Raw genomic sequence first — 20421 nt, 5'->3', positions numbered from 1 at the left:
GCCACAACTATTTTAACGATAAATAAAAGCCTTAAAAGCTTCTCCCTTCTTAAATAAACTTCTTTCTAAAGGCAATTCGAGAAAAGCATCAGCTTCTACTAAATTCGCCAAATCGCCCGAGCCGTGGCCTTCTACTGGAGTTGCCAAAATTTTGCCAGTTAATGTATAAGAAAGCTTTACTTGCAAGAAAAACGTCAGTTCGGGTTTGAACGTAAAATCTTCTGATAACTCGGCCATTAATTGCTGATTTCCAAGGTCTTGCGAAGCATCGAGCCACTTTTTGAAATAGCGATTAAGGCACATAAATGTAGAAACTGGATTGCCGGGCAAGGCAAAAACCACCGTTCCGTTAGCCGATTTCCCAAACCAAAAAGGCTTTCCTGGGCGTTGCGAAACCTTATGGAATAGCTTCTTAACTCCTTGATTTTCAAGAGCTTTCGGGACAAAATCAAATTTCCCCGCCGAAACCCCACCGCTTAAAATCAGTACATCGAACGTTTCCATAAATGCTGCAATTTTTTGCTCAATAATTGCTTGGTCATCGGGTAAAAGCACATTTTCAGTTTCAAGTCCCCAGTTTTTGAGCGAAGCTTGTAAGGCAAATCCATTGGATGTACGTATCTGATGCGGAAGTGGCGTTTCGGTAATCGGCACGATTTCTTCACCCGTTGAAATCACTACCGCACGTAGTTTTCGTTGTACCAAAATTTCATGTTTTCCAATCGTAGCCGCTACACCGATTTCGGCAGGAGAAAGTTTTCGACCTTTCGGCACAATTATATCACCCATTTTTCGGTCAGAACCTTGTGGGTGAATGTTTTGCCTTGCTTTGATTTCGTTTATGTCAATCGTAATTCGGGCAGTTTTATCTTTTATTTCAATATCTTCGTATCGAATGACAGCATCAGTTCCGAGTGGAATCATTGCCCCAGTCATTACCTCAATACAATTTTCGGGGTTTTGTAAGGTTTTTTCGTGGCTTCCTGCCGCCGCCGTTGCTTCAATCAAGAAGCTGGTTTGACCTTTTGAAAGTTGCTCGTGTCGAATGGCGATACCGTCCATCGTAACTCTATTGAAGGGCGGAAAATCACGGTCGGCACATAAATCTTCGGCTAAAATTCGTCCCAGAGAGGCATCAATGGATACTTTTTCGGTGGGAATTGCAATCGTATTTTCTAAAATTAGTTGTTCGGCTTGTTCGACAGTTATCATAAAATAGTTTATTCAGAAAGACAAATTACCAGATTTTTTGTGAATTATTTGGTAAAAAATCACAATTTTCGCTTCATTCGTGTCCTAATCTTCAAACTATGAAAAAAACTTTATTTCTCCTCTTTTTCTCGTTGACTTTACAGGCTCAGCATCTCAAAATACAGCTTGATGATTTTGCCATCAAAAGCATTTCAAATACCAAAACCGTTGAATCTTTACCCTTGATTTCGTTTGAAATTAATAAGCAGGCAACGTCTTCGCTAAACAAAGATTGGACTTCAAAATTTGAAATTACTTACACCGAAGAAGGATACTTTAGAAATGCTTTTAAAGCTAAAATTGTTTTCAAAAATATATCAAAAGATACGCTCAACCTCCGAAATATAGTACCGTTTGGTGCTTCTGAAAAGCATGTTTATATGACAGGTTTGGGTGACCATTGGCTTTCTCGCACGCATCTTTTTCAGCCAAATAAAGTTCCTGTAAATGTCATTGTGCCTGACAACGCTTGGGAGTTGGGCTATGCAGGAATTGAACTCGCAAACGGACAGAAAGTTTGTGCCGTTACTCGGCGAAAAAGTTGGGAGAAAGCCACTCGCAAGCGTTTTGAGACAATTGTTGCTCCCCAAGGAACGGTTGTTTATGAACTCTATGCTGATTTTTATGAAGGAACCTGGCAAGATGGTGTGCGAAAGGTTTTTCAAGAAAATTACTTGTATGATGTGGAAAAATTCGACGAGTCGCTTTATCAACGAGAAGATTTGAAATGGATTCAAGATACTTACGTCATGCATTTAGTTATGGCGTGGGATAAGTGGTTTTACACGCCTAAAGATGGCTATGATGCGTATAAGAACTTCTTGAAAAATGGCGAAAAACTCTACGGAGGAAACGATGTAGTAGGAATTTGGCCAACTTGGCCAACGCTCGGACTTGACCAACGAAATCAATGGGATTTATTCCGAGATTTGCCGGGTGGACTACCAAAATTGCGAGAATTGGCCGAATATTCCCGAAAACAAGACACTAAATTCTTCATTTGTTATAATCCGTGGGACGAAAGTACGAGTTATAAAACCTCAGCCAAAGAAGGCGAAAAAGGGCATCTTGATGGTATGGCGGAGTTGGTAAAGGAAATTTCGGCTGATGGTGTGGTGCTTGATACGAAAGGAGAATCGAGTAGAGATTTGCAAGCGGCGGCTGATGGGGTCAGAAAAGGCGTGGTTATGTATTCGGAAGGAATGGCCGTGCCGAAAAATATGCCTGGAATAATTTCGGGGCGAGTGCATAATGCTTTGTACTATCCACCGATGTTGAACCTCAATAAATTTATTCGACCAGATTTTGCTATTTTTAGAGTAGCCGAATTGTATCTCGAACCAATCAAAAGAGAGTTTGCAACTGCATTTTTTAATGGTTATGGTACAGAATTGAATATTTTCAGAAATGGAAAACCACTCGAATGGCTCGATGAACAATACCGTTATTTAGGTAAAACCTCAAGAATTTTGCGGGAAAACTCGGCATTTTTTCACTCAAAAAACTACATTCCACTCATTTCTACACTAAAAGATAAAATCTACGTCAATGAATGGAAGCACGAAAATGGCAAAGAAGCGATTTATACAATTTTTAGCTTGATTACCGAAGGCTTCAAAGGTGCATTATTTGCGGTAGATTCTACGAAAGATTATCATTATATCGACCTTTGGCATCATAAAGAGCTTACGCCAAACAAGCAAAATGATGGCAAATTCTATATCGAAGCCGAAACAGATGCGTTCAATGCTTCTTGGTTGGGTACAAATAATGAAGGTGAGGTCGATGCGGTTGCAAAATTTCCCAATCTCCTCAAAATTAGCTTGAATATTTACGTAGATTCATTGAAAGTAGAAGCAAAACAAGGAACAGAAGTCAGAATTTGGGCGGGTTCGCCAAGCTATGAGAAGGAATATAAATCTTTCAAAAACCAGCAAAGTTTTTCTATAAAACTCATGGATTATTTTGAGGAATACGAAGGTAAATTTGTAGTGCAATTGTTTGATAATCAAAGGATTATTGATGAACGAGTTTTTGAAATAAAAGCAGGTACACCTCGATTAGTAAGCACTCATAAAACCAACAAAAAAGCTGTTTTAAATACAAAAAATATGGTACAAGTGCCAGCAGGGAATTTTAAGTTTACTTTTACTCGTGGCGATGATTTTGTGTTTTATCCCGACGGACAAAGTGGCATGGAGAAAACCATGAAAAGCTTTTGGATAGACCAAAATTTGGTGACCAATGCTGAGTTTCAGACTTTCTTGATACAATCAAAATACAAGCCCACCGACGCTCAGAATTTTCTGAAACATTGGCAAGCCAAGAAAATGCCTGATACTTTGGCAAACTTCCCTGCGGTATATGTCAGTTATGAAGATGCCCAAAATTACTGTGCGTGGAAAGGAAAAAGGCTTCCGACTGAGCAAGAATGGCAATATGCCGCTCAATATCCCGATGCCCGTGAATATCCGTGGGGAAAAGACTTCGATTCGACGAAAATAAATATTGGAGATGGAAGAATAAGTGTTGTTGGAAAATACCCAAGCGGTACAAATGCCTTGAAAATCAATGATTTGGTAGGTAGTGTTTGGCAACTAACCAATGATATTTATCAAAATGGCTCATACAAATACATTATGTTGAAAGGTGGCTCATACTTCAAACCGACTTCAAGCTGGTGGTATGTACAAGGTGGGCCACAAAAACTTACGCATCGCCAGCATTTATTACGAGTCTCGGAAGGTTTTGAGCGAAATGCAACGGTGGGTTTTAGGTGTGTGGCAAACTAAACTTTTAACTTCAAAATCACCTCTTTCAAAGTTTCAAAATTGTGTCCTGATGCAAACACATCAAGTAGTGGGAGGGCGGCTTTCATAGAACGAGCTTCTGGTTTATAGCCCGCATGACCAGCCAGTGGATTGAGCCATACGATTTTATTGGCTCTTTTCTTGATGGCTTTTAGGCTGTCTTCTACAAGCTCAGGTTCGCCCATGTCAAGGCCATCACTGATTATCAAAACAATACTTTTACGGTCGAGAAGCCGTTGGCAGTCGTTTTCGGCGAAATTTTGTAAGCTTTGTCCAATATCGGTTCCGCCTGCCCAATGAGGAACTGTGTCCGAAACTTTTTGTAGGGCCGTGCGGAAATCAGATTCATTGAGTTCTTCCGAAATTCGTTGTAATGAAGTGCTAAACACATAAGTTTCGATGCGGTGATATACTTTTTTGAAGGCATACATAAACTGCACGAAAAATCGACTGTAAATTTCCATTGATTTGCTTACATCGCAAATCAGAAACAACTTTACACGAGTAGGTTTGGCTTTTTTATGGTGCAGAAATAGGATTTCTTCACCATTTCGGAAGTTTTTTTGAAGTGTTCGGCGTAAATCCAAAACTCCGCCACGGCGAGTTGGCTCGAATCTTCGGCTTGGCTTTTGGGCTAAACGTCTGGCAATCAGTTTGATTAATTTTTCGGCTTCGGCTAAATCTTCATCTGTAAAAGCAGAAAAATCCTTTTTTTCGAGCGAAACATTGTCGCTATAAGCCGCCAATTCTTCCTCTTTTTCCTTATTGCCGTAAAGCCAGTTTTTTAATGATTCAAAAGCTGGAGCAGATTGTTTTTTTTCAACGGGTTTCTTCTTTTTCTTGGCCGATTCTTCTTCGGCCATTGCAATCTTTGCGTCAACACCTTTTTCGAGTTCTTTCCAATAGTTATCAAAAATGGCATCAAAATCTTTTAAATTCTTAAAGTTTTGAGGGAAAACACACCGAAGTGCTAAGTAGAAATTTTGTTTGGTAGGTTCGATGTGTGTCAGTGCCAAAAGTGCATCGCTTTCTCGCATGGGCGAAACCATGAAGCCTTTCACCCGCAAATAACGACTGAAAGCCACAATATGAGCAGATATTTCGGTTTCTCTTTGAAGCATTGTTTCTATTCTCCCGCAGAAATCGCAGAAAAACGCTGAAAGTTGGATTTTCTATAAATTATTTACTTTTCTGTAAATTGATTTTAAAATATCATCGCTGTTGAAATTGACCAATAAACCTAATTTTAACCCTGTTAATCGAAGATAAGTAAGCACCTGTTTATGGTGAACTTCTGCTAAGTTTTCGACGGATTTTATTTCTATAATTACTTTATTTTCAACCAAAATATCAAGCCGAAAGCCAACTTCTAATTTTTGGTCTTTGTAAACCACAGGAACGGGCACTTGAGTTTCAACTTTTAGACCAAGCTTTTGAAGTTCAAAAGTTAGTACAGCTTCATAAACCGATTCGAGTAAACCTGGCCCTAAGTTTTTATAAACTTCATAAATCGCACCTCTAATTTTGTACGAAATGTCATTTTCAGTCATGCTCTATTGTATTATTGTGTAAAAAGTCTGCGTTTTTCAGCGATTTTTGCGGGAAATTAAAGTCTTGAAGTAACGCCAACTTTTTCCATTAATTCAGAAAGTGAAAGTTGGGTATTACGAATGTCTTGCCAATCTTTCAGAATTACGCCTAAAGTGCTTTCTATTATTTCTTTGTCGAGATGGTCGAAGTGCATGGCAGCCAAAGCCGTTGCCCAATCAAGCGTTTCGGCAATACCTGGCACTTTATTGAGTTTTTCGTGGCGAAGATGCTGCATGAACTTCGTAATTTGTAAGGCCAGTTGGGCGTCAATTTGTGGTACTTTTTGTTTTACAATTTCGAGTTCTTTATCGAATTCGGGGTAATCAATCCATAAATACAAGCATCTTCGGCGAAGAGCCTCCGAAAGTTCACGATTGCGGTTGCCTGTGATGATTACGTGCGGGATAGATTTCGCTTGAATTGTGCCAATTTCTGGAATCGTGATTTGCCAATCCGAAAGTATTTCGAGGAGAAAACTTTCAAATTCTTCATCGGCTCTATCCATTTCATCAATGAGTAGAACAGGTGCTTTTTCTTGTGAAATGGCTTGTAAAAGTGGGCGTTTTAATAAAAACTTATCTGAGAAAAGTTGAGATTCAAGCAAGTTTGTGTTTGAAAGCTCTTGGTTTTCTGACATTTTCAAAAAAAGCAACTGTTGTTGGTAGTTCCATTCATAAATGGCATGGTTTGAATCTAAGCCTTCATAACATTGCAAACGAATCAAGTTGGTGTCCAACGCCTTTGCCATTACTTTGGCTATTTCAGTTTTTCCTACACCCGCAGGCCCTTCAATCAAGAGTGCCTTGTTGAGCGTCATAGCCAAAAAGACCGACATCGAGACGTAGTCGTCGGTAATATAGCCTTGCGATTGGAGGAGTGATTTAATAGTATCTAAATTCATTGATGAAAATCACGGGTCTAAACAATCTCTGATTTTATGAAAGTTTTATCTCTAAACAAAGAAAACAAAAAAGGCATGGATAACACAATTATATTAACCTTTCAAGGGATAATAAGTGCGTTTTCGATGCCTTTTTGTGAGGTATTAATTATCTGCAAACAGCTGTTAAGGCTCGTTTGGCATATACTCTTGCCAAATGTTGGCGGTAATCTTCATCGGCATAATGGTCGGCGTTGAGGCTTACGTCAGAGGCCGCTTGTGCAGCCGCCGAAGCGATATTTTCGGCAGTTGCTGTTTTGCCCGAAATAGCCGCTTCTACATTTCCATCACGGAATGGCCCATCCGAAACACCCGTAAAAGCAACTTTCACATCAGCAACCACACCATTTTCGACTTTTGCCATTGCGGCACAGCCCACAATCGCAAAGCGAGAGGCTGGCTGCATGAATTTTTGGTAAGTCATTTTTGTGCCTGCTGCGGGTACTGGTACTTGGATTTCGGTGATGATTTCGCCTTCTTCGAGTGCCGTAGAGAAAAAACCTACAAAAAAATCGACCGCAGAAATGCTTCTTGTATCATCTCCATTCGTAACTACGATTGAAGCATCAGCCGCCAAAAGAGCCGCTGGCCAATCGGCTGATGGGTCAGCGTGAGCGATACTTCCTCCGATTGTTCCCATATTTCGTACCTGCACATCGCCAATTACATCGGCAGTTTCGGTAAAAAGAGGTAGTTTTTCGGCAAGAAGCGATGAATGGGCTATCTGTCCGTGCGTAGTCATGGCACCGATGCAAATGTTTCCGCCTTCTTCTTTGATATAATTCAAATCAGATAAGTTGGCAATGTCAATCACCATCGAAGGGCTATTGAGGCGTAGCTTCATCGCAGGAATTAGGCTATGTCCACCCGCCAATATTTTTGCGTCAGGATTCGCCTTCAAAACACTAAGGGCGTCACTGACCGAGCTTGCTCTATAATAATCTACTGTATTTGGTAGCATATTTTTTTAGAATTAAAAATTAAGAATGTAGAATTAAGAATTTTAAAAAATCAAGAATTAGATATTCCTTTAATATGAATGCCTAATTCTTAATTCATCATTCTTAATTATTTATGGTTCATTGCTCGCCACACTCTTTGTGGAGTTAATGGCATTTCGAGGTCACTCACGCCCAAGTGCCAAGTGGCATTCATTACGGCGTTTACGACTGCTGGTGTTGAGCCGATTGCACCCGCTTCGCCAGCACCTTTCACACCCAGTGGGTTGTGCGGACAAGGCGTTGTTTTACGGTCGGTTTCAAACATCGGTAGGTCGTCGGCACGAGGCATGGCGTAATCCATGAATGTTCCAGTGGTTAATTGGCCGTTTTCGTCATAAATTACTCCTTCGAGCAATGCTTGACCAATGCCTTGGGCCAATCCACCATGAATTTGACCTTCTACAATCATTGGGTTAATTACATTACCTACATCATCAACGGCTACGAAGCGTTTAATAGTCACTTTTCCAGTTTCAGCATCAACCTCCACTACGGCAATATGGCAACCAAACGGATAAGTAAAATTAGCTGGGTCATAGAAGCTCGAGAAGTCGAGACCTGGCTCTAAATTGGCTGGATAAACGTGCGGGACATAAGCCGTAAGGGCAACATCGCCGAAACCAATTGATTTATCTGTGCCTTTTACTGTCCATTTACCATCAGCAAAATCGAGGTCATCGGCCGAACATTCTAATTTATGAGCTGCTATTTTTGCTCCTTTTTCAAGGACTTTTTCGATACTTTTTACGATGGCACTTCCACCAACGGCTAAGCTTCGTGAACCGTAAGTTCCCATACCAAAAGCTACCGAATCAGAGTCTCCGTGAATGATTTCGACATCGGCTAACGGAATACCGAGTTTATCGGCTACTACTTGTGCGAAACTGGTTTCGTGGCCTTGCCCATGCGAGTGTGAGCCTGTATAAACACTTACTTTTCCTGTGGGTTGAACACGTACTTGTGCCGACTCAAACAAACCTGCTCTTGCACCCAGAGCCCCTACAACGGCCGACGGAGCAATTCCGCAAGCCTCGATATAAGTCGAGAAACCAACTCCCAAAAGTTTTCCATTCTTTCGGGCTTCGGCTTGTTTTTCTTTGAAATCGGCATAACCGAGCATTTCTAAACCACGTTCTAAAACAGCCTTATAGTTTCCACTATCATATTGCAAGGCTACTTGGGTTTGATAACCGGGCTGATTGACTCCATCAAACGGAGGAATGAAGTTTTTGAAACGAAGTTCGGCAGGGTCAATGCCCATTTCATGAGCCGATACATCCATTAATCTTTCGAGCAAATAAGTTGCCTCTGGACGCCCCGCCCCACGATACGCATCTACGGCTGTGGTGTGCGTGAATACACAAGTCATGTCGAGATGAATCTTTGGCGTGGTATAAACACCTTGCAAGAGTGTTCCGTGCAAATAGGTGGGTACTGCCGAAGCAAACGTAGAAAGGTACGCACCAAGGTTTGCGTAAGTTTTGATGCGAAGCCCGACGATATGTCCATCTTTATCGAAACCCATTTCGGCAGTCGAAACGTGGTCACGACCGTGAGCATCTGTCAAGAAAGCCTCTGAGCGGTCAGAAGTCCACTTAATTGGGCGGCGTAGTTGCTTAGCAGCCCAAGTTACCAGAGCTTCTTCGGTGTAATGATAAATTTTACTACCGAAACCTCCACCTACATCTGGCCCTACTACACGTACCTTATGCTCGGGAATACCAAGCACAAAGGCACACATAAGTAGGCGAATTAAGTGCGGATTTTGAGTAGATGTATAAAGCGTATAACGGTCGTAGGCCGTATCGTAATCGCCGATGTAGCTGCGTGGCTCCATTGCGTTAGGCACAACACGGTTATTCGTAAAATCTAATTTAGTAATATGATGAGCCGAGGCCATTGCTGCATCAACCTCAGCTTTATCATTTCCGATTTGCCAATCAAAAGCAACATTATCTGGGTATTCATCGTGTACGAGCGGAGCACCAGGAGCAAGGGCTTCTTTCGGGTTTGTTACGGCCTTCAAAACCTCATATTTTACGTTAATTGCTTCGGCAGCATCGGCAGCAATTTCTTTGGTTTCGGCCACTACCATCGCTACGCCATCGCCTGCGTGTTTTACTTTATCCAAAACTAAAAGTGGGTGCTTTGGCTCACGCATGGTTGTACCATCTTTGAAATTGACTTGCCAACCACACGGCACACCGTTGATGTTCTCAAAGTCTTTGCCTGTATAAATAGTCACCACACCTTTCATAGCCAGAGCTTCGCTCGTATCAATGCTTTTGATGCGGGCGTGTGCATAAGGGCTACGCAAAATGTAGGCGTGTACCATGCGTGGCAGTACAATATCATCAGTATATCGTCCTTGGCCTGTAATGAACCTTTTATCTTCAACCCGCTTGACGGACTGACCTATATATTTATTACTCATAGTTTTTTTAATTAAAAATTGATAATTGAAAATGGATAATGCAGAAAAAAACAAATAGTAAATGCCTTACTACTAATCACTTATGTTTTTTCTATAAATTATCCATAATAAATTTTACATTATCCATTAAGCAGAAACAGCTAAGCTGTAACTGCCATTTTTTCGGCGGCGTCTTTGATGGCCTCAACGATATTATGGTAGCCAGTGCAGCGGCAAATATTGCCTTCGAGAGCTTCTCTGATTTCGGTTTCTGATGGGTTTGGATTATGATTGAGCAAATCAGCCGCTGTCATAATCATACCTGGTGTGCAAAAACCACATTGTAAGCCATGCTTTTCACGGAACGACTCTTGCAACGGATGAAGCTCGTCGCCATTAGCCATGCCTTCGATGGTCGTAATACTTTTACCATCGGCTTGAGCGGCCAACATTGAGCAAGATTTTACGGCTTTTCCGTCGATGTGTACGGTACATGCTCCGCAACTACTCGTGTCGCAGCCTACGTGCGTACCCGTAAGTCCGAGCGTATCTCGTAGGAAATGTACCAACAACGTGCGTCCTTCCACTTCTTTCGAGTATTGAGTGCCGTTTACGGTAATATTAACTGTTTCTGCCATAGAAAATAAATGATTATATGATTTGAATAGAAGATTAATGATTCTGTAATTCTTTCTCGAAGTTTGAGAAGAATTGCTTGGTAAGCGTATTGGCTACGCCACTCATCACACGGTTTCCTGTACGAGCCAAAAGCCCCGACATATTGGCTACGCCATCAAACGACAACTCGGTTTCGTTATTCTCGGTGGGCTTCATGAGCATCTTAATATCGGCCTCTACATTTCCGATTTTGCTATTTTGCGTTACTTTCAACACAAAACTTTCGTGTTCTACTTTGTCTGTCAATTCGGCAGAACCTTCAAATTTGCCATGAACTGGCCCGATTTTAATTTCGGCAATGGCTTTGTATAAATCGCCTGATTCTTGTTCGAGTCGAGAGATTCCAGGAGTAACTTTTGCCAAAAACTCTGGGTTCAGAATTAAATCCCATATTTTTTGTACGGGTGCTTGTAAAACATGTGAACCTGTAAGTTCCATAATGATAATATTTAAGTTTTAGAGGAAAATAGAACAGGAGTTTGCTTTAAATAAGATAATTTTTTCTTTGTATTTTACAAAAATATCGAGAAAATAGCGAAGACTGATAGAAGAATTGTATAAAAGAATGTAAGTATTCTATCAAAAATATTGAGAGAATAGGATTGATTTGGAAGGAGAAGAAACTCGAATTAATAGAATGACATCTGTTTTTTGTTCTTTTGGCGAGAAAGGCCATCAACTACCAATAGCAAGCCGACCGAAAACAAAATTTTACCATAGGTATAGAGCAAGTTTGGCTGCGAGTTTAGTACGAAAAAGCAAGTGTAAACATAAATGTCAACCGTAACGATGGCAATCATACCAACTACGAGTTCGTACCAAGTACGTTTGAATGGGCGATTGACGAAGAAACTCAAGAAAACAAGCAAAGAAGCGATAAGTAAAAAGCTAATCAGGATTAGAAAAGTGAATGGACGAGCAGGTATATAATATTGGAAAATCTCTATACCCGAAAAACTAAATGCGGCTATCACAAGTGTCGTAAAGCCAATAGCACAAGCCCAAACCGATTTGGAGGCTTTGTCAAAGCTATTTTTTTTGTTCAACAATATAAAAAGAAGTATTGCGTACGAAACAATATTATTCATAACAATAACCGCAAATTGGTTATCTGGATGAATGATATAATGATAAACTTCGGGAATGATAGAACTTATCAAGAACAGTATCAGAAGCCAAGTTACTCTTCTTTTTGCCTTATTGAGTGGAAAAGCCAAGTAACCCAATAGAAAAACTGTTGGTGCTTGGTTGAGAATTTTTGCCAACAAAACTTCGTCCCATTTCAGATAAGTAGCTACTGGAAGGTATTGAAAGAAAGGCCCCGTAATAAGTACTAATATCAAGTAAAATGTAACAAAATTAGCGGTCATAGGTTAGTTTTAGCAAAAATATTCGACAAAAGTATGACCATTCCCCCGAAGTACAAAATTAATTTTCATAAATAGGTTTTGGCCTAAATTTCAGTCGATTCCCATCTCTTCCTGAGAAAAATGCACGGATTTCGGCACAAACTGAAAGTGCGATTTCTTCGGGAGTGGCAGCTCCAATATCAAGTCCAACGGGACTGTAAATGCGTTCTTCTTGTTGGGGAGTTAGAGAAGAGCCTTCTTTGCTCATTCTGTCGTACATTTTTATTGTACGCTTTTTCGGACCAAGTAAACCTATATATTTAATGTCGGTTTTTAGTAACATTTGTAGATTTCGGTAGTCGGTCTCGTAATCATGGCACATCGAAATAGCCGCTGTGAAATCATCAATTTCGGGTTGATGGTCTTTCGGAACAACCGCATCGGCCATTTCGGAGAGCGAAGCGTGCATTTTGGCTGGATTACAAACCGAAATCACTCGCCAACCGAGTTCTTTGGCCACTCGCACCATCGGATAAACATCATAATTGCTACCAAAAACATATAATTGAATAGCTGGAGGAATTACTTCTAAGAAAAACGTAAGTTTTGTGCCATCTTCCAGAGTATATTCTTTCGAGCTTGATTTGGTTGTATCAAGTGCCTCATTAATGGCAGGAATTAAGCTTTCGTTGAGCTGCGATAAAGGAAAGATTTCTGTGAAATGTGCTTCATTATCAAACCTAAATACATTTCCAAGAGCAATGCTTTCGTGTGCCTTACTGATGCCCGTAACAGTAACTACCAAATTAGGCGTACGCTGGTCGATACAACTTTGGAGTTGTCGAACAGCATTGTTAGGGTTCTGTGGGTCGAGGGGCGTAATAAGGACATCAATGATGCCATTGCAGCCAAGACCAACGCCAATCTGATAAGGGTCATCGTCGGTAGTATCGTAGGTAATAAGCGTGGCTTTGTTTTGTGACATCGCCAAACGAGCTTTTTTCAAAGCATCACCTTCCAAACAACCGCCACTGATTCCGCCAATCCATTCGCCTGACTCTAATACTAACATTCTGGCTCCCGTACGGCGGTAAGACGAACCCTCAACTCTCACAACTGTTGCCAATGCGGCTTGGGTTTTACTAAAATCTATGTTTTGATAGGCTTCTGTAATTTGCTTAATTTCTTTCATGTATATTCTGTAAAAAGGCATTTTTTCAATTGTTTTGTAGAACAAGTTTTCAACTTGTTCCTTGTAATCAGCAGAAACAATTTAAAAAATTGTTCTACTTCATTTTTTCTACGACGCTCACTACGTGTTCGATGGCTAAATCAATATCACTCTCTTGGGTCATTCGGCCCAAACTAAATCTAACCGAACTGTAAGCTGATTCGTCGTCGAGACCCATAGCTTTCAGTACATAACTTGGCTCAGTTGAGGCCGAATTACAAGCCGAACCATTTGAAACCGCAATTTCGTTGAGATTCATCAATAATTGTTCGCCATCAATCTTTCCAAAGCTAATATTGGTTGTGTTGGGTAATCTGTTTTGTTTATTTCCATTCAATTTGGCCGTTGGAATTTGCTTTAAAATACCCGTTTCGAGCTTGTTTCGCAGTTCCGAAATCCTTTTTACTTCCAAATCTATTTCTTCTTGGCAAATCTGGGCAGCTTCGCCCAAACCTACTATTCCTGCCACATTGAGGGTTCCGGAACGCATTCCTCGTTCATGTTTTCCGCCATCTTGTTGGGCTACAAGGTTGAGTTTTTTTCTGATGAATAAAGCCCCAACGCCTTTTGGGCCATAAAGTTTATGTCCCGAAAAATTAAGTAAATCAATTTCATCTTCCAGCACATTTATCGGAATCTTTCCAACGGTTTGCGTAGCATCGGAATGAAACAAAACGCCGTGTCGATGAGCTATTTCGGCAATTTGTTTAATGGGGTAAATTACGCCAGTTTCGTTATTCGCCGCCATGACCGAAATCAGAATTGTTTCTTTTTTGATGGATTTTTCGAGATTTTCTAACGAAATATTGCCCTCAGCATCAACATCTAAGTAAGTCACGTCTGCCCCGAGTTTTTCTAAATGTTGACAAGTATCTAAAACTGCCTTATGCTCGGTTTTAACTGTTATGATATGATTTCCCTTATGACGAAATGCTTCAAAAACACCTTTAATTGCCAAATTAACTGCTTCGGTAGCCCCGCTCGTAAAAATGATTTCTTTTGAAGTACAACCCAATAAATCGGCCACTTGTTGACGAGCCGTATCAACGGCCTCAGCGGCTTTCCAGCCGTAGGCGTGCGAGCGACTGGCCGCATTGCCGAAGTGTTCGGTCAGATATGGTATCATTTCCTCCAAAACTCTTTTGTCGAGCGGAGTGGTGGCGTTATAATCCATATAAATCGGGTATTTTATCATCTACTTGGCTTACTTAATTTTTCTTCTAACGAATAATTAATCAACAATTAATCGTGATTTTGTAAAATTATTATTAAAATTGTACTAATAATTATTCTAATATTTATACGAAATAAACATATATCTTAGTTTTCAGTTTGAACAATCGTATAAATTAAGAGAACTATTCTATCAACCTTTGGCAATGGAACCTTATTTTAATATCAGCTACCATCAACAAAACCGCAAATTAGTCGATTTGGTTGAGAATCGAACAGCTTATACGTTGAATAATGCTGAATTGAATATCTATGAAACCCATAAAACAGCCGAAAAAGTTGCTTTACAATTCACAAATCCTGTTTTGGCCAGTATGATTAGAGGCAAAAAAGTGATGCACCTCACAGATTTGCCATCGTTTGATTTTTTGCCTGGAGAATCCGTAATTGTGCCGAGCCATGAAATCATGCAAATAGATTTTCCCGAAGCCAAAGAAGACAACCCCACACAATGCTTGGCTTTGGCCATTTCGCAGCCACAAATAAAGAAAATAACTGATGAACTGAACGAACATTTCCCGCTTGTCGATGATAAAAATGGTTGGAATTTTACAGAATCGAACTTTTATCTGACCAACGATAATGGTATCAATCATTTGGTTTCGCACTTAATTTATATTTTTACCGAAAACAATAAAGCCAAAGACGTATTTGCTGATTTAGTACTGAAAGAGTTGATAATCAGGCTTATGCAAACGAAAGCCCGAACAATTCTGCTCGAAAATTTCCAGCAAAATATCAATACAAATCGACTTTCGTATGCGGTAAAGTATATCCATGATAATTTATATCGAACACTATCAGTCAAGGAGTTGAGCGAGAAAGCTTGTATGAGCGAGCCTAATTTTTATAGGTGTTTCAAACAACAGTTTGGTATTTCGCCAGTAGAGTATATCAACCAAAAACGTATCGAACTGGCAAAAAAATTGCTTCAAACCATCGAGACAAATATTGCTGATATTTGTTTTTCGTGCGGTTTCAATAATCATAATCATTTCATTAAGACCTTCAAAAAATATACACAAACTACGCCCGCCAATTATCGAAAAAAATTCTTGAACGATATTTCGGTAGGCAGTCTGAAAAATCTTCCACTCGGATATGTACTGAATAGTCAAGCTTTTTGATTTTTTCTTGCAGTAAAACTATCTGAGTACAAATACTCTAAAATTACTCTGCTGATTTTGTTATTTGTTTTGAAAAATTTTAATTTTTCCAAGAAAATCCAAACTTTATTCGGTTAAATCATCAAAGTGCAGTATGTTTTTGCGTATTTTGCTTATTCAAAACCATAATACTTGCACAAGAATGTCAAAAAACTCAATCGAATCGGTTTTTACACAAGAGGTTCATAACAAATATCTTGTATTCAATACGCTTTTTTCGAGGCTGCCTTACGATAAAATGGCTAAGATTGGCCAGTTGATGCCTTTTTTACATGATTTATCAGAAGCAGGTTTTGAACAAGGTAAAGAACCCAAAGAAATCATCAATCTTTTCTTTAGTCAATACACCTCCATCAAAGACGAAAAAGAAAAAATCGACCTGTTGTTTCGGTTCATCACCTACATTGAGCGTCAGGTAGTTTTGTTTGATAGTATTGAAGATTCGGCTTTTGAGAAACTTACTCCGCTCAACGGAAAAGGTACATTGCAAAGCACGCTTGATTTGGCGGTTCAGCAAAACAAACTTGAAGAAGTGAAAGAAAAACTCAAGAACTTTAAGGTTCGAGTTGTTTTCACGGCACACCCAACGCAATTTTACCCGAATAGCGTTTTGCGTATTATTCAAGATTTGGAGGAATTAATCCCGAAAAATGATATCAACGGCATTGATGCTCTTTTGCAGCAGCTTGGTAAAACGCCATTTATCAATGACCAAAAACCTACACCACTCGAAGAGGCACAAAGTATTATATTCTATCTTCGTCACGTTTACTACCAAGTAATTGGCGAGATTCATCAGAAAATCAACAATTATCTTCAAAACGAAGAATCAGATTTTAGTCCAGTTCTCGAACTTGGTTTCTGGCCAGGTGGCGACCGTGACGGAAATCCATTCGTAACTGCCGAAATCTCGAAGAAAGTTTCGCAAGAATTACGCACAAGCATCTTGAAATGCTATTATAATGATTTCAAAATTGTTTGTCGTCGTCTGACACTCAAAGGTATCATGCCATTATTGACCCAAATCAGTAATCGCATCTATACCAACATGAATGGCCTGAAAAACGACTTAACACTTGAAGAATTATTGGCGTCATTGTATGAAGTGCGTGAACTACTTATCACGAAGCATAATTCGATTTTCTTAGACCTTTTCGATAGATTTATCCAACAAGTAAAACTTTTTGGCTTACATTTCGCCAGCTTGGATATTCGCCAAGATAGCAGTATTCATGAAAAGGTGATGGAGGAAATCAACCAGAAATATGAGATTTCGCCAAAACCATATTCAGAATGGACACACGCCGAAAAACTTCATTTCTTGACCGAAAAAGAACTCTTAATCAACGAAGATGATTTTGAAGACGCTCTCACGAAAGATACTTTCAGAACAGTAAAAGCCATTCAAGAAATTCAGGCCTTAAATGGCGAAAGAGCTTGCCATAGATATATTATCAGTAACTCTACATCGATGTTTTCGGTGTTAGAGGTGTTGGCCTTATTCAGATTCTGCGGTTATAAAGACGCTGATGTGAAGGTTGATGTAATGCCATTGTTCGAGACAATCGAAGGTCTTGATAATGCCCAATCTACAATGTCGGCTTTGTATCAGTTGCCATACTATAAAAACCATTTGATAAATCGCAAAAATCATCAGACAATCATGCTTGGTTTTTCTGATGGAACCAAAGATGGTGGATATGTAAAAGCCAACTGGGAGATTTATCAGGCAAAAGAGAAACTTTCGAGAGTATCGAAGAAAAACCAAATTGAAGTGAAGTTTTTTGATGGTCGTGGAGGCCCTCCCGCTCGTGGAGGTGGAAAAACGCATCAGTTTTATGCTTCGCAAGGACCAACGATTGCCAATAACGAAATTCAGATTACGATTCAAGGGCAAACCATTACATCGATGTATGGCTCAAGAGCTCAAGCGATGTATAACTTTGAGCAACTGATTTCGGCAGGAATCATCAATGATGTTTTCCAAGATGATAGGTCGATTATTGACAAAAAAGAACGCAATCTGATTGATGAGTTGGGCGAAGAAGGTGTAAGAAAATATTTTGAATTGAAAGAACACCCATTGTTTGTGTCGTATCTCGAAAACAAGAGTCCGCTCAAATACTATGGATTGACTAATATCGGAAGCCGTCCAAGTAAACGCAGTTCAGGTAAAAAATTGACACTTTCTGACCTCCGTGCGATTCCATTCGTGGGTTCGTGGAGCCAGTTAAAGCAAAATGTACCGGGGTATTTTGGTTTTGGTTCGGCTTTACAAAAAGTTATCGAAGAAGGTCGTTTGGAAGATTTGAAGTCGCTTTACCAAAGTTCGTTATATTTCAAGACCTTAATGGAAAATAGCATGATGGCTTTGACCAAAACTTATTTCCCACTGACCAACTACATGAAAAATGACACAGAATATGGCGATTTTTGGAAGATTCTCTACGATGAGTATTTACTGACGGTAAAAAATATGCTTTTGGTTTCGGGTCAAAAAGTTTTGATGGAAAGCGAGCCACTTGGCAAACTTTCGATAGACTATCGTGAGCATATTGTATTACCACTACTCACAATTCAGCAATATGCGTTACAGAAAATCGAAGAAACAACCGACGAAACAACTCGATTAGTTTACGAAAAAATGGTAACTCGTTCGTTGTTTGGAAATATCAACGCCAGTCGAAATTCGGCGTAAGTTTCTGATATATTTAGCAACAAAAAAGGAGTTTTTCATGCGAAAAACTCCTTTTTTGTTGCCTTATTCTGTGAAATCATCGTCTATCGACCGTGGACTATTTCAATCACACCCCAAAATAAAAGCTTTAAAAACTGCTCCTGCTTTTGCTTCAAAACCTGGCAAAAGTTCTACTTTGGTTTTAGCATTATAATCAATTTTACCACTTAATTGAATAATCTGATTACTCTGAATCGACTGCTTACTTTCATAAGCCGATTCGGCCACATTCACTGAGCCATTCAACGATAAACTACTTGGAAAACAGGAAGAAACAATGACAGATTGCGGCGAAGAAGCAGAACTTATACAATGTAAGGTTTTACATTGAACCGTATAGGCTGCCGTTGCAGCAGGAGCAAAAGTAAGCGGATTTACGTTCGCACCCGTTGACCAAACATAACTTCCATTACAGTTGGCTCCTGTAAGTGTCAGATTTTCGTTTGGTCTTACTTGTATAGCCGAAGTCGTAAAAGTAGGATTGGTTGCTAATGCAAAGCTCGTCAAATCAATAACTGGACTAAAAAGTACTTTTTTTGAAGTTTTTCTAACATTTGCAGCTATTCTTGCCGCCGAAACATTAATAGTAGCTACACTATCCAGTGTTCGCCAATTAAGATTTTCATAACTTGATAGTGGGAAATTTGTAAAACGCCCACAGCAGTTATTGGAAATTCCTAATGATTCATTGTTTGTGTTTTGTCTATTTGACCAAGCATATTTATCATAATCAGAAGCAACAGTCATTAAAATTGGTGCAGACGGATTGCCTGTATTGCAAGCCAATGAAATAGCGAGTAAGGGAGAGGCCATCATTGGAGTTGAATTGGTAAAAAATGTATTATTGAGGCTGGCATCCCAAGCATTGGCAAACTCAATCTGCCCGGCATATGTATCAAAGTGAATTCCGTCTGTTCTGATGGTAGGCCCATAAATATTATCTGTATTTGGGCCTGCAAAAACATTTGGTACTGGAGGGATAATATTATTAAAGCCAGATATAAGGGTATTTTGCCCAATAACGACACCATCATGTGACTCTGGATTTCTTGACGCCCTTGCAACTACCCATGATAAAGAGTTATGTTCGGTATTTTCACGAGTTTTGTAAATAACATTTCTTACATTTTCATAATATGGAACAAGAAAGGTTTCGGGGTCGCTTTCTCCTTGATGCCAAAGTACCCCTCGAAGGCCAGTCAGACTACCATAATAGGCAACACTGTTTTCTAATGCACGATATGGAGCTCCTAAATTTTGCTGAATCCAGTCGGGGCCGCTAAACGGTAAACCTTGTGCAGATTTACTCCAATGGTCACTTGAAGTTCCCCCATGCCCTGCACCGTAGAATAAAACAGGTACACCTAATTTTGTGGCTAATAAGTCTCCTAACCTACCCCACGCCCAAGGAACATAGTGAAATGGACCTATTTTCGTTGAATCTCCATTTGCTGTTGGTGTGCTTCCTAATTGCGAAAACCCAATTGGTAGTTTGTTATAATCACTATAGTCATTTGAATAATTCACCGAATTCACACGGTCGTCGGTAGCGGGTGTACTTACACCTGCTCCACCTTGTGCATTAGATTGCCCTGCAATGGCAAAAACTTCACCCACACCTACTTTTTGAATGGTTTTGGTATCAATCAGAGCGTTGTCTTTATAAGCCCTTACTTCTAAGCTGTACCAGCCACCTGTTGCGGTGAGCGTGCCATAAAAATAGCCGTTGCTTGGGTTTGTTTGTATGGTAGTCCATGCAGTTGTTGTGCCGCCTTGCTGTGCTACTACTCTTGCATCAATCCTATCAATGGCCGAATAATAAGTGCCAGCAATATTGATTGATGCTTGATTTGAATTATTTCGCTGAAATATCATTCGCTCAACGGGGTGCGAAATGGCAATTTGGCAGATGGCCTTTAGAGAAACGATACACAATAAACCCAATAGGGAAATGTGTCTTTTAATACTGATTTTTGGGTACATTTTTATAAAGTTTTACTCAGGCTATTTTCAATAATAACG

Annotated in this window: 15 protein-coding genes; 3 read left to right on the top strand and 12 right to left on the bottom strand. The window is 39.8% G+C overall.

Translation table 11 applies throughout. From position 1 onward, the window contains the following. Positions 1-12 precede the first annotated feature (12 nt). Positions 13-1212 (bottom strand): molybdopterin molybdotransferase MoeA, encoded by a 1200-nt coding sequence (locus IEX65_RS15810; protein ID WP_188767149.1) that lies wholly within the window; start codon positions 1210-1212, stop codon positions 13-15. Between the two features lie 98 nt (positions 1213-1310). Here IEX65_RS15810 and IEX65_RS15805 point away from each other — a divergent pair, with 98 nt between their 5' ends. After that, positions 1311-4043, top strand: a complete 2733-nt coding sequence (locus tag IEX65_RS15805; protein ID WP_188767148.1) for a formylglycine-generating enzyme family protein — start codon at positions 1311-1313, stop codon at positions 4041-4043. Here the strand turns inward: IEX65_RS15805 and IEX65_RS15800 are convergent. The 10 genes from IEX65_RS15800 to IEX65_RS15755 form a co-directional block, all read right to left on the bottom strand. Then, complete coding sequence (locus tag IEX65_RS15800; RefSeq protein WP_188767146.1) at positions 4040-5182, bottom strand: vWA domain-containing protein; 1143 nt, start codon at positions 5180-5182, stop codon at positions 4040-4042. The two genes, IEX65_RS15805 and IEX65_RS15800, sit on opposite strands and share 4 nt — an antisense overlap. 51 nt (positions 5183-5233) lie before the next feature. After that, the gene (locus IEX65_RS15795; protein ID WP_188767145.1) at positions 5234-5611 is read right to left on the bottom strand and encodes a GxxExxY protein; all 378 of its coding nucleotides are present in this window, start codon (positions 5609-5611) and stop codon (positions 5234-5236) included. A gap of 56 nt (positions 5612-5667) precedes the next feature. Further along, the gene (locus tag IEX65_RS15790; RefSeq protein WP_188767144.1) at positions 5668-6552 is read right to left on the bottom strand and encodes an AAA family ATPase; all 885 of its coding nucleotides are present in this window, start codon (positions 6550-6552) and stop codon (positions 5668-5670) included. 148 nt (positions 6553-6700) lie between these two features. Continuing rightward, positions 6701-7552, bottom strand: coding sequence for an FAD binding domain-containing protein (locus tag IEX65_RS15785; RefSeq protein WP_188767143.1), 852 nt, complete (start codon positions 7550-7552; stop codon positions 6701-6703). A 107-nt stretch (positions 7553-7659) separates the two neighbouring features. After that, positions 7660-10026: a xanthine dehydrogenase family protein molybdopterin-binding subunit gene (locus IEX65_RS15780; protein ID WP_188767142.1), complete on the bottom strand. Its 2367-nt coding sequence runs from the start codon at positions 10024-10026 to the stop codon at positions 7660-7662. 140 nt (positions 10027-10166) lie between these two features. Beyond that, positions 10167-10643, bottom strand: a complete 477-nt coding sequence (locus IEX65_RS15775) for a (2Fe-2S)-binding protein (protein WP_188767141.1) — start codon at positions 10641-10643, stop codon at positions 10167-10169. Positions 10644-10677: 34 nt separating this feature from the next. Continuing rightward, positions 10678-11121 carry an SRPBCC family protein gene (locus IEX65_RS15770; protein WP_188767140.1) on the bottom strand — a complete coding sequence of 148 codons (444 nt, stop codon included), beginning with the start codon at positions 11119-11121 and terminating at the stop codon, positions 10678-10680. A 191-nt stretch (positions 11122-11312) separates the two neighbouring features. Next, on the bottom strand, positions 11313-12053 hold the full coding sequence (locus IEX65_RS15765; protein ID WP_188767139.1) for a hypothetical protein: 741 nt from the start codon (positions 12051-12053) through the stop codon (positions 11313-11315). A 58-nt stretch (positions 12054-12111) separates the two neighbouring features. Continuing rightward, positions 12112-13245 carry an XdhC family protein gene (locus IEX65_RS15760; protein ID WP_229250713.1) on the bottom strand — a complete coding sequence of 378 codons (1134 nt, stop codon included), beginning with the start codon at positions 13243-13245 and terminating at the stop codon, positions 12112-12114. Between the two features lie 73 nt (positions 13246-13318). Further along, a complete protein-coding gene (locus IEX65_RS15755) occupies positions 13319-14455 on the bottom strand; it encodes a cysteine desulfurase family protein (RefSeq protein WP_229250734.1) in 1137 nt (378 codons plus the stop codon). Positions 14456-14642: 187 nt separating this feature from the next. On the opposite strand from IEX65_RS15755, the gene IEX65_RS15750 reads away from it, so the two are divergent. Further along, the gene (locus tag IEX65_RS15750) at positions 14643-15623 is read left to right on the top strand and encodes an AraC family transcriptional regulator (protein WP_188767135.1); all 981 of its coding nucleotides are present in this window, start codon (positions 14643-14645) and stop codon (positions 15621-15623) included. A gap of 181 nt (positions 15624-15804) precedes the next feature. After that, positions 15805-18360: a phosphoenolpyruvate carboxylase gene (locus IEX65_RS15745; RefSeq protein WP_188767133.1), complete on the top strand. Its 2556-nt coding sequence runs from the start codon at positions 15805-15807 to the stop codon at positions 18358-18360. A 102-nt stretch (positions 18361-18462) separates the two neighbouring features. On the opposite strand, the gene IEX65_RS15740 is transcribed toward IEX65_RS15745, so the two are convergent. Beyond that, positions 18463-20382 carry a 3-coathanger stack domain-containing protein gene (locus IEX65_RS15740; protein ID WP_188767131.1) on the bottom strand — a complete coding sequence of 640 codons (1920 nt, stop codon included), beginning with the start codon at positions 20380-20382 and terminating at the stop codon, positions 18463-18465. Positions 20383-20421 lie beyond the last annotated feature (39 nt).

The sequence above is a fragment of the Emticicia aquatilis genome, assembly GCF_014644295.1.
GTDB classification, from domain to species: Bacteria; Bacteroidota; Bacteroidia; order Cytophagales; family Spirosomataceae; genus Emticicia; species Emticicia aquatilis.
This window is presented reverse-complemented; position numbering and strand designations above follow the sequence as displayed.

Coding starts and splice junctions, on each gene's coding strand:
- IEX65_RS15750 (WP_188767135.1), top strand. CDS start 14,643: ATGGAACCTTATTTTAATATCAGCTACCATCAACAAAACCGCAAATTA.
- IEX65_RS15790 (WP_188767144.1), bottom strand. CDS start 6,552: ATGAATTTAGATACTATTAAATCACTCCTCCAATCGCAAGGCTATATT.
- IEX65_RS15775 (WP_188767141.1), bottom strand. CDS start 10,643: ATGGCAGAAACAGTTAATATTACCGTAAACGGCACTCAATACTCGAAA.
- IEX65_RS15780 (WP_188767142.1), bottom strand. CDS start 10,026: ATGAGTAATAAATATATAGGTCAGTCCGTCAAGCGGGTTGAAGATAAA.
- IEX65_RS15810 (WP_188767149.1), bottom strand. CDS start 1,212: ATGATAACTGTCGAACAAGCCGAACAACTAATTTTAGAAAATACGATT.
- IEX65_RS15800 (WP_188767146.1), bottom strand. CDS start 5,182: ATGCTTCAAAGAGAAACCGAAATATCTGCTCATATTGTGGCTTTCAGT.
- IEX65_RS15795 (WP_188767145.1), bottom strand. CDS start 5,611: ATGACTGAAAATGACATTTCGTACAAAATTAGAGGTGCGATTTATGAA.
- IEX65_RS15760 (WP_229250713.1), bottom strand. CDS start 13,245: ATGCCTTTTTACAGAATATACATGAAAGAAATTAAGCAAATTACAGAA.
- IEX65_RS15770 (WP_188767140.1), bottom strand. CDS start 11,121: ATGGAACTTACAGGTTCACATGTTTTACAAGCACCCGTACAAAAAATA.
- IEX65_RS15745 (WP_188767133.1), top strand. CDS start 15,805: ATGTCAAAAAACTCAATCGAATCGGTTTTTACACAAGAGGTTCATAAC.
- IEX65_RS15805 (WP_188767148.1), top strand. CDS start 1,311: ATGAAAAAAACTTTATTTCTCCTCTTTTTCTCGTTGACTTTACAGGCT.
- IEX65_RS15785 (WP_188767143.1), bottom strand. CDS start 7,552: ATGCTACCAAATACAGTAGATTATTATAGAGCAAGCTCGGTCAGTGAC.
- IEX65_RS15765 (WP_188767139.1), bottom strand. CDS start 12,053: ATGACCGCTAATTTTGTTACATTTTACTTGATATTAGTACTTATTACG.
- IEX65_RS15740 (WP_188767131.1), bottom strand. CDS start 20,382: ATGTACCCAAAAATCAGTATTAAAAGACACATTTCCCTATTGGGTTTA.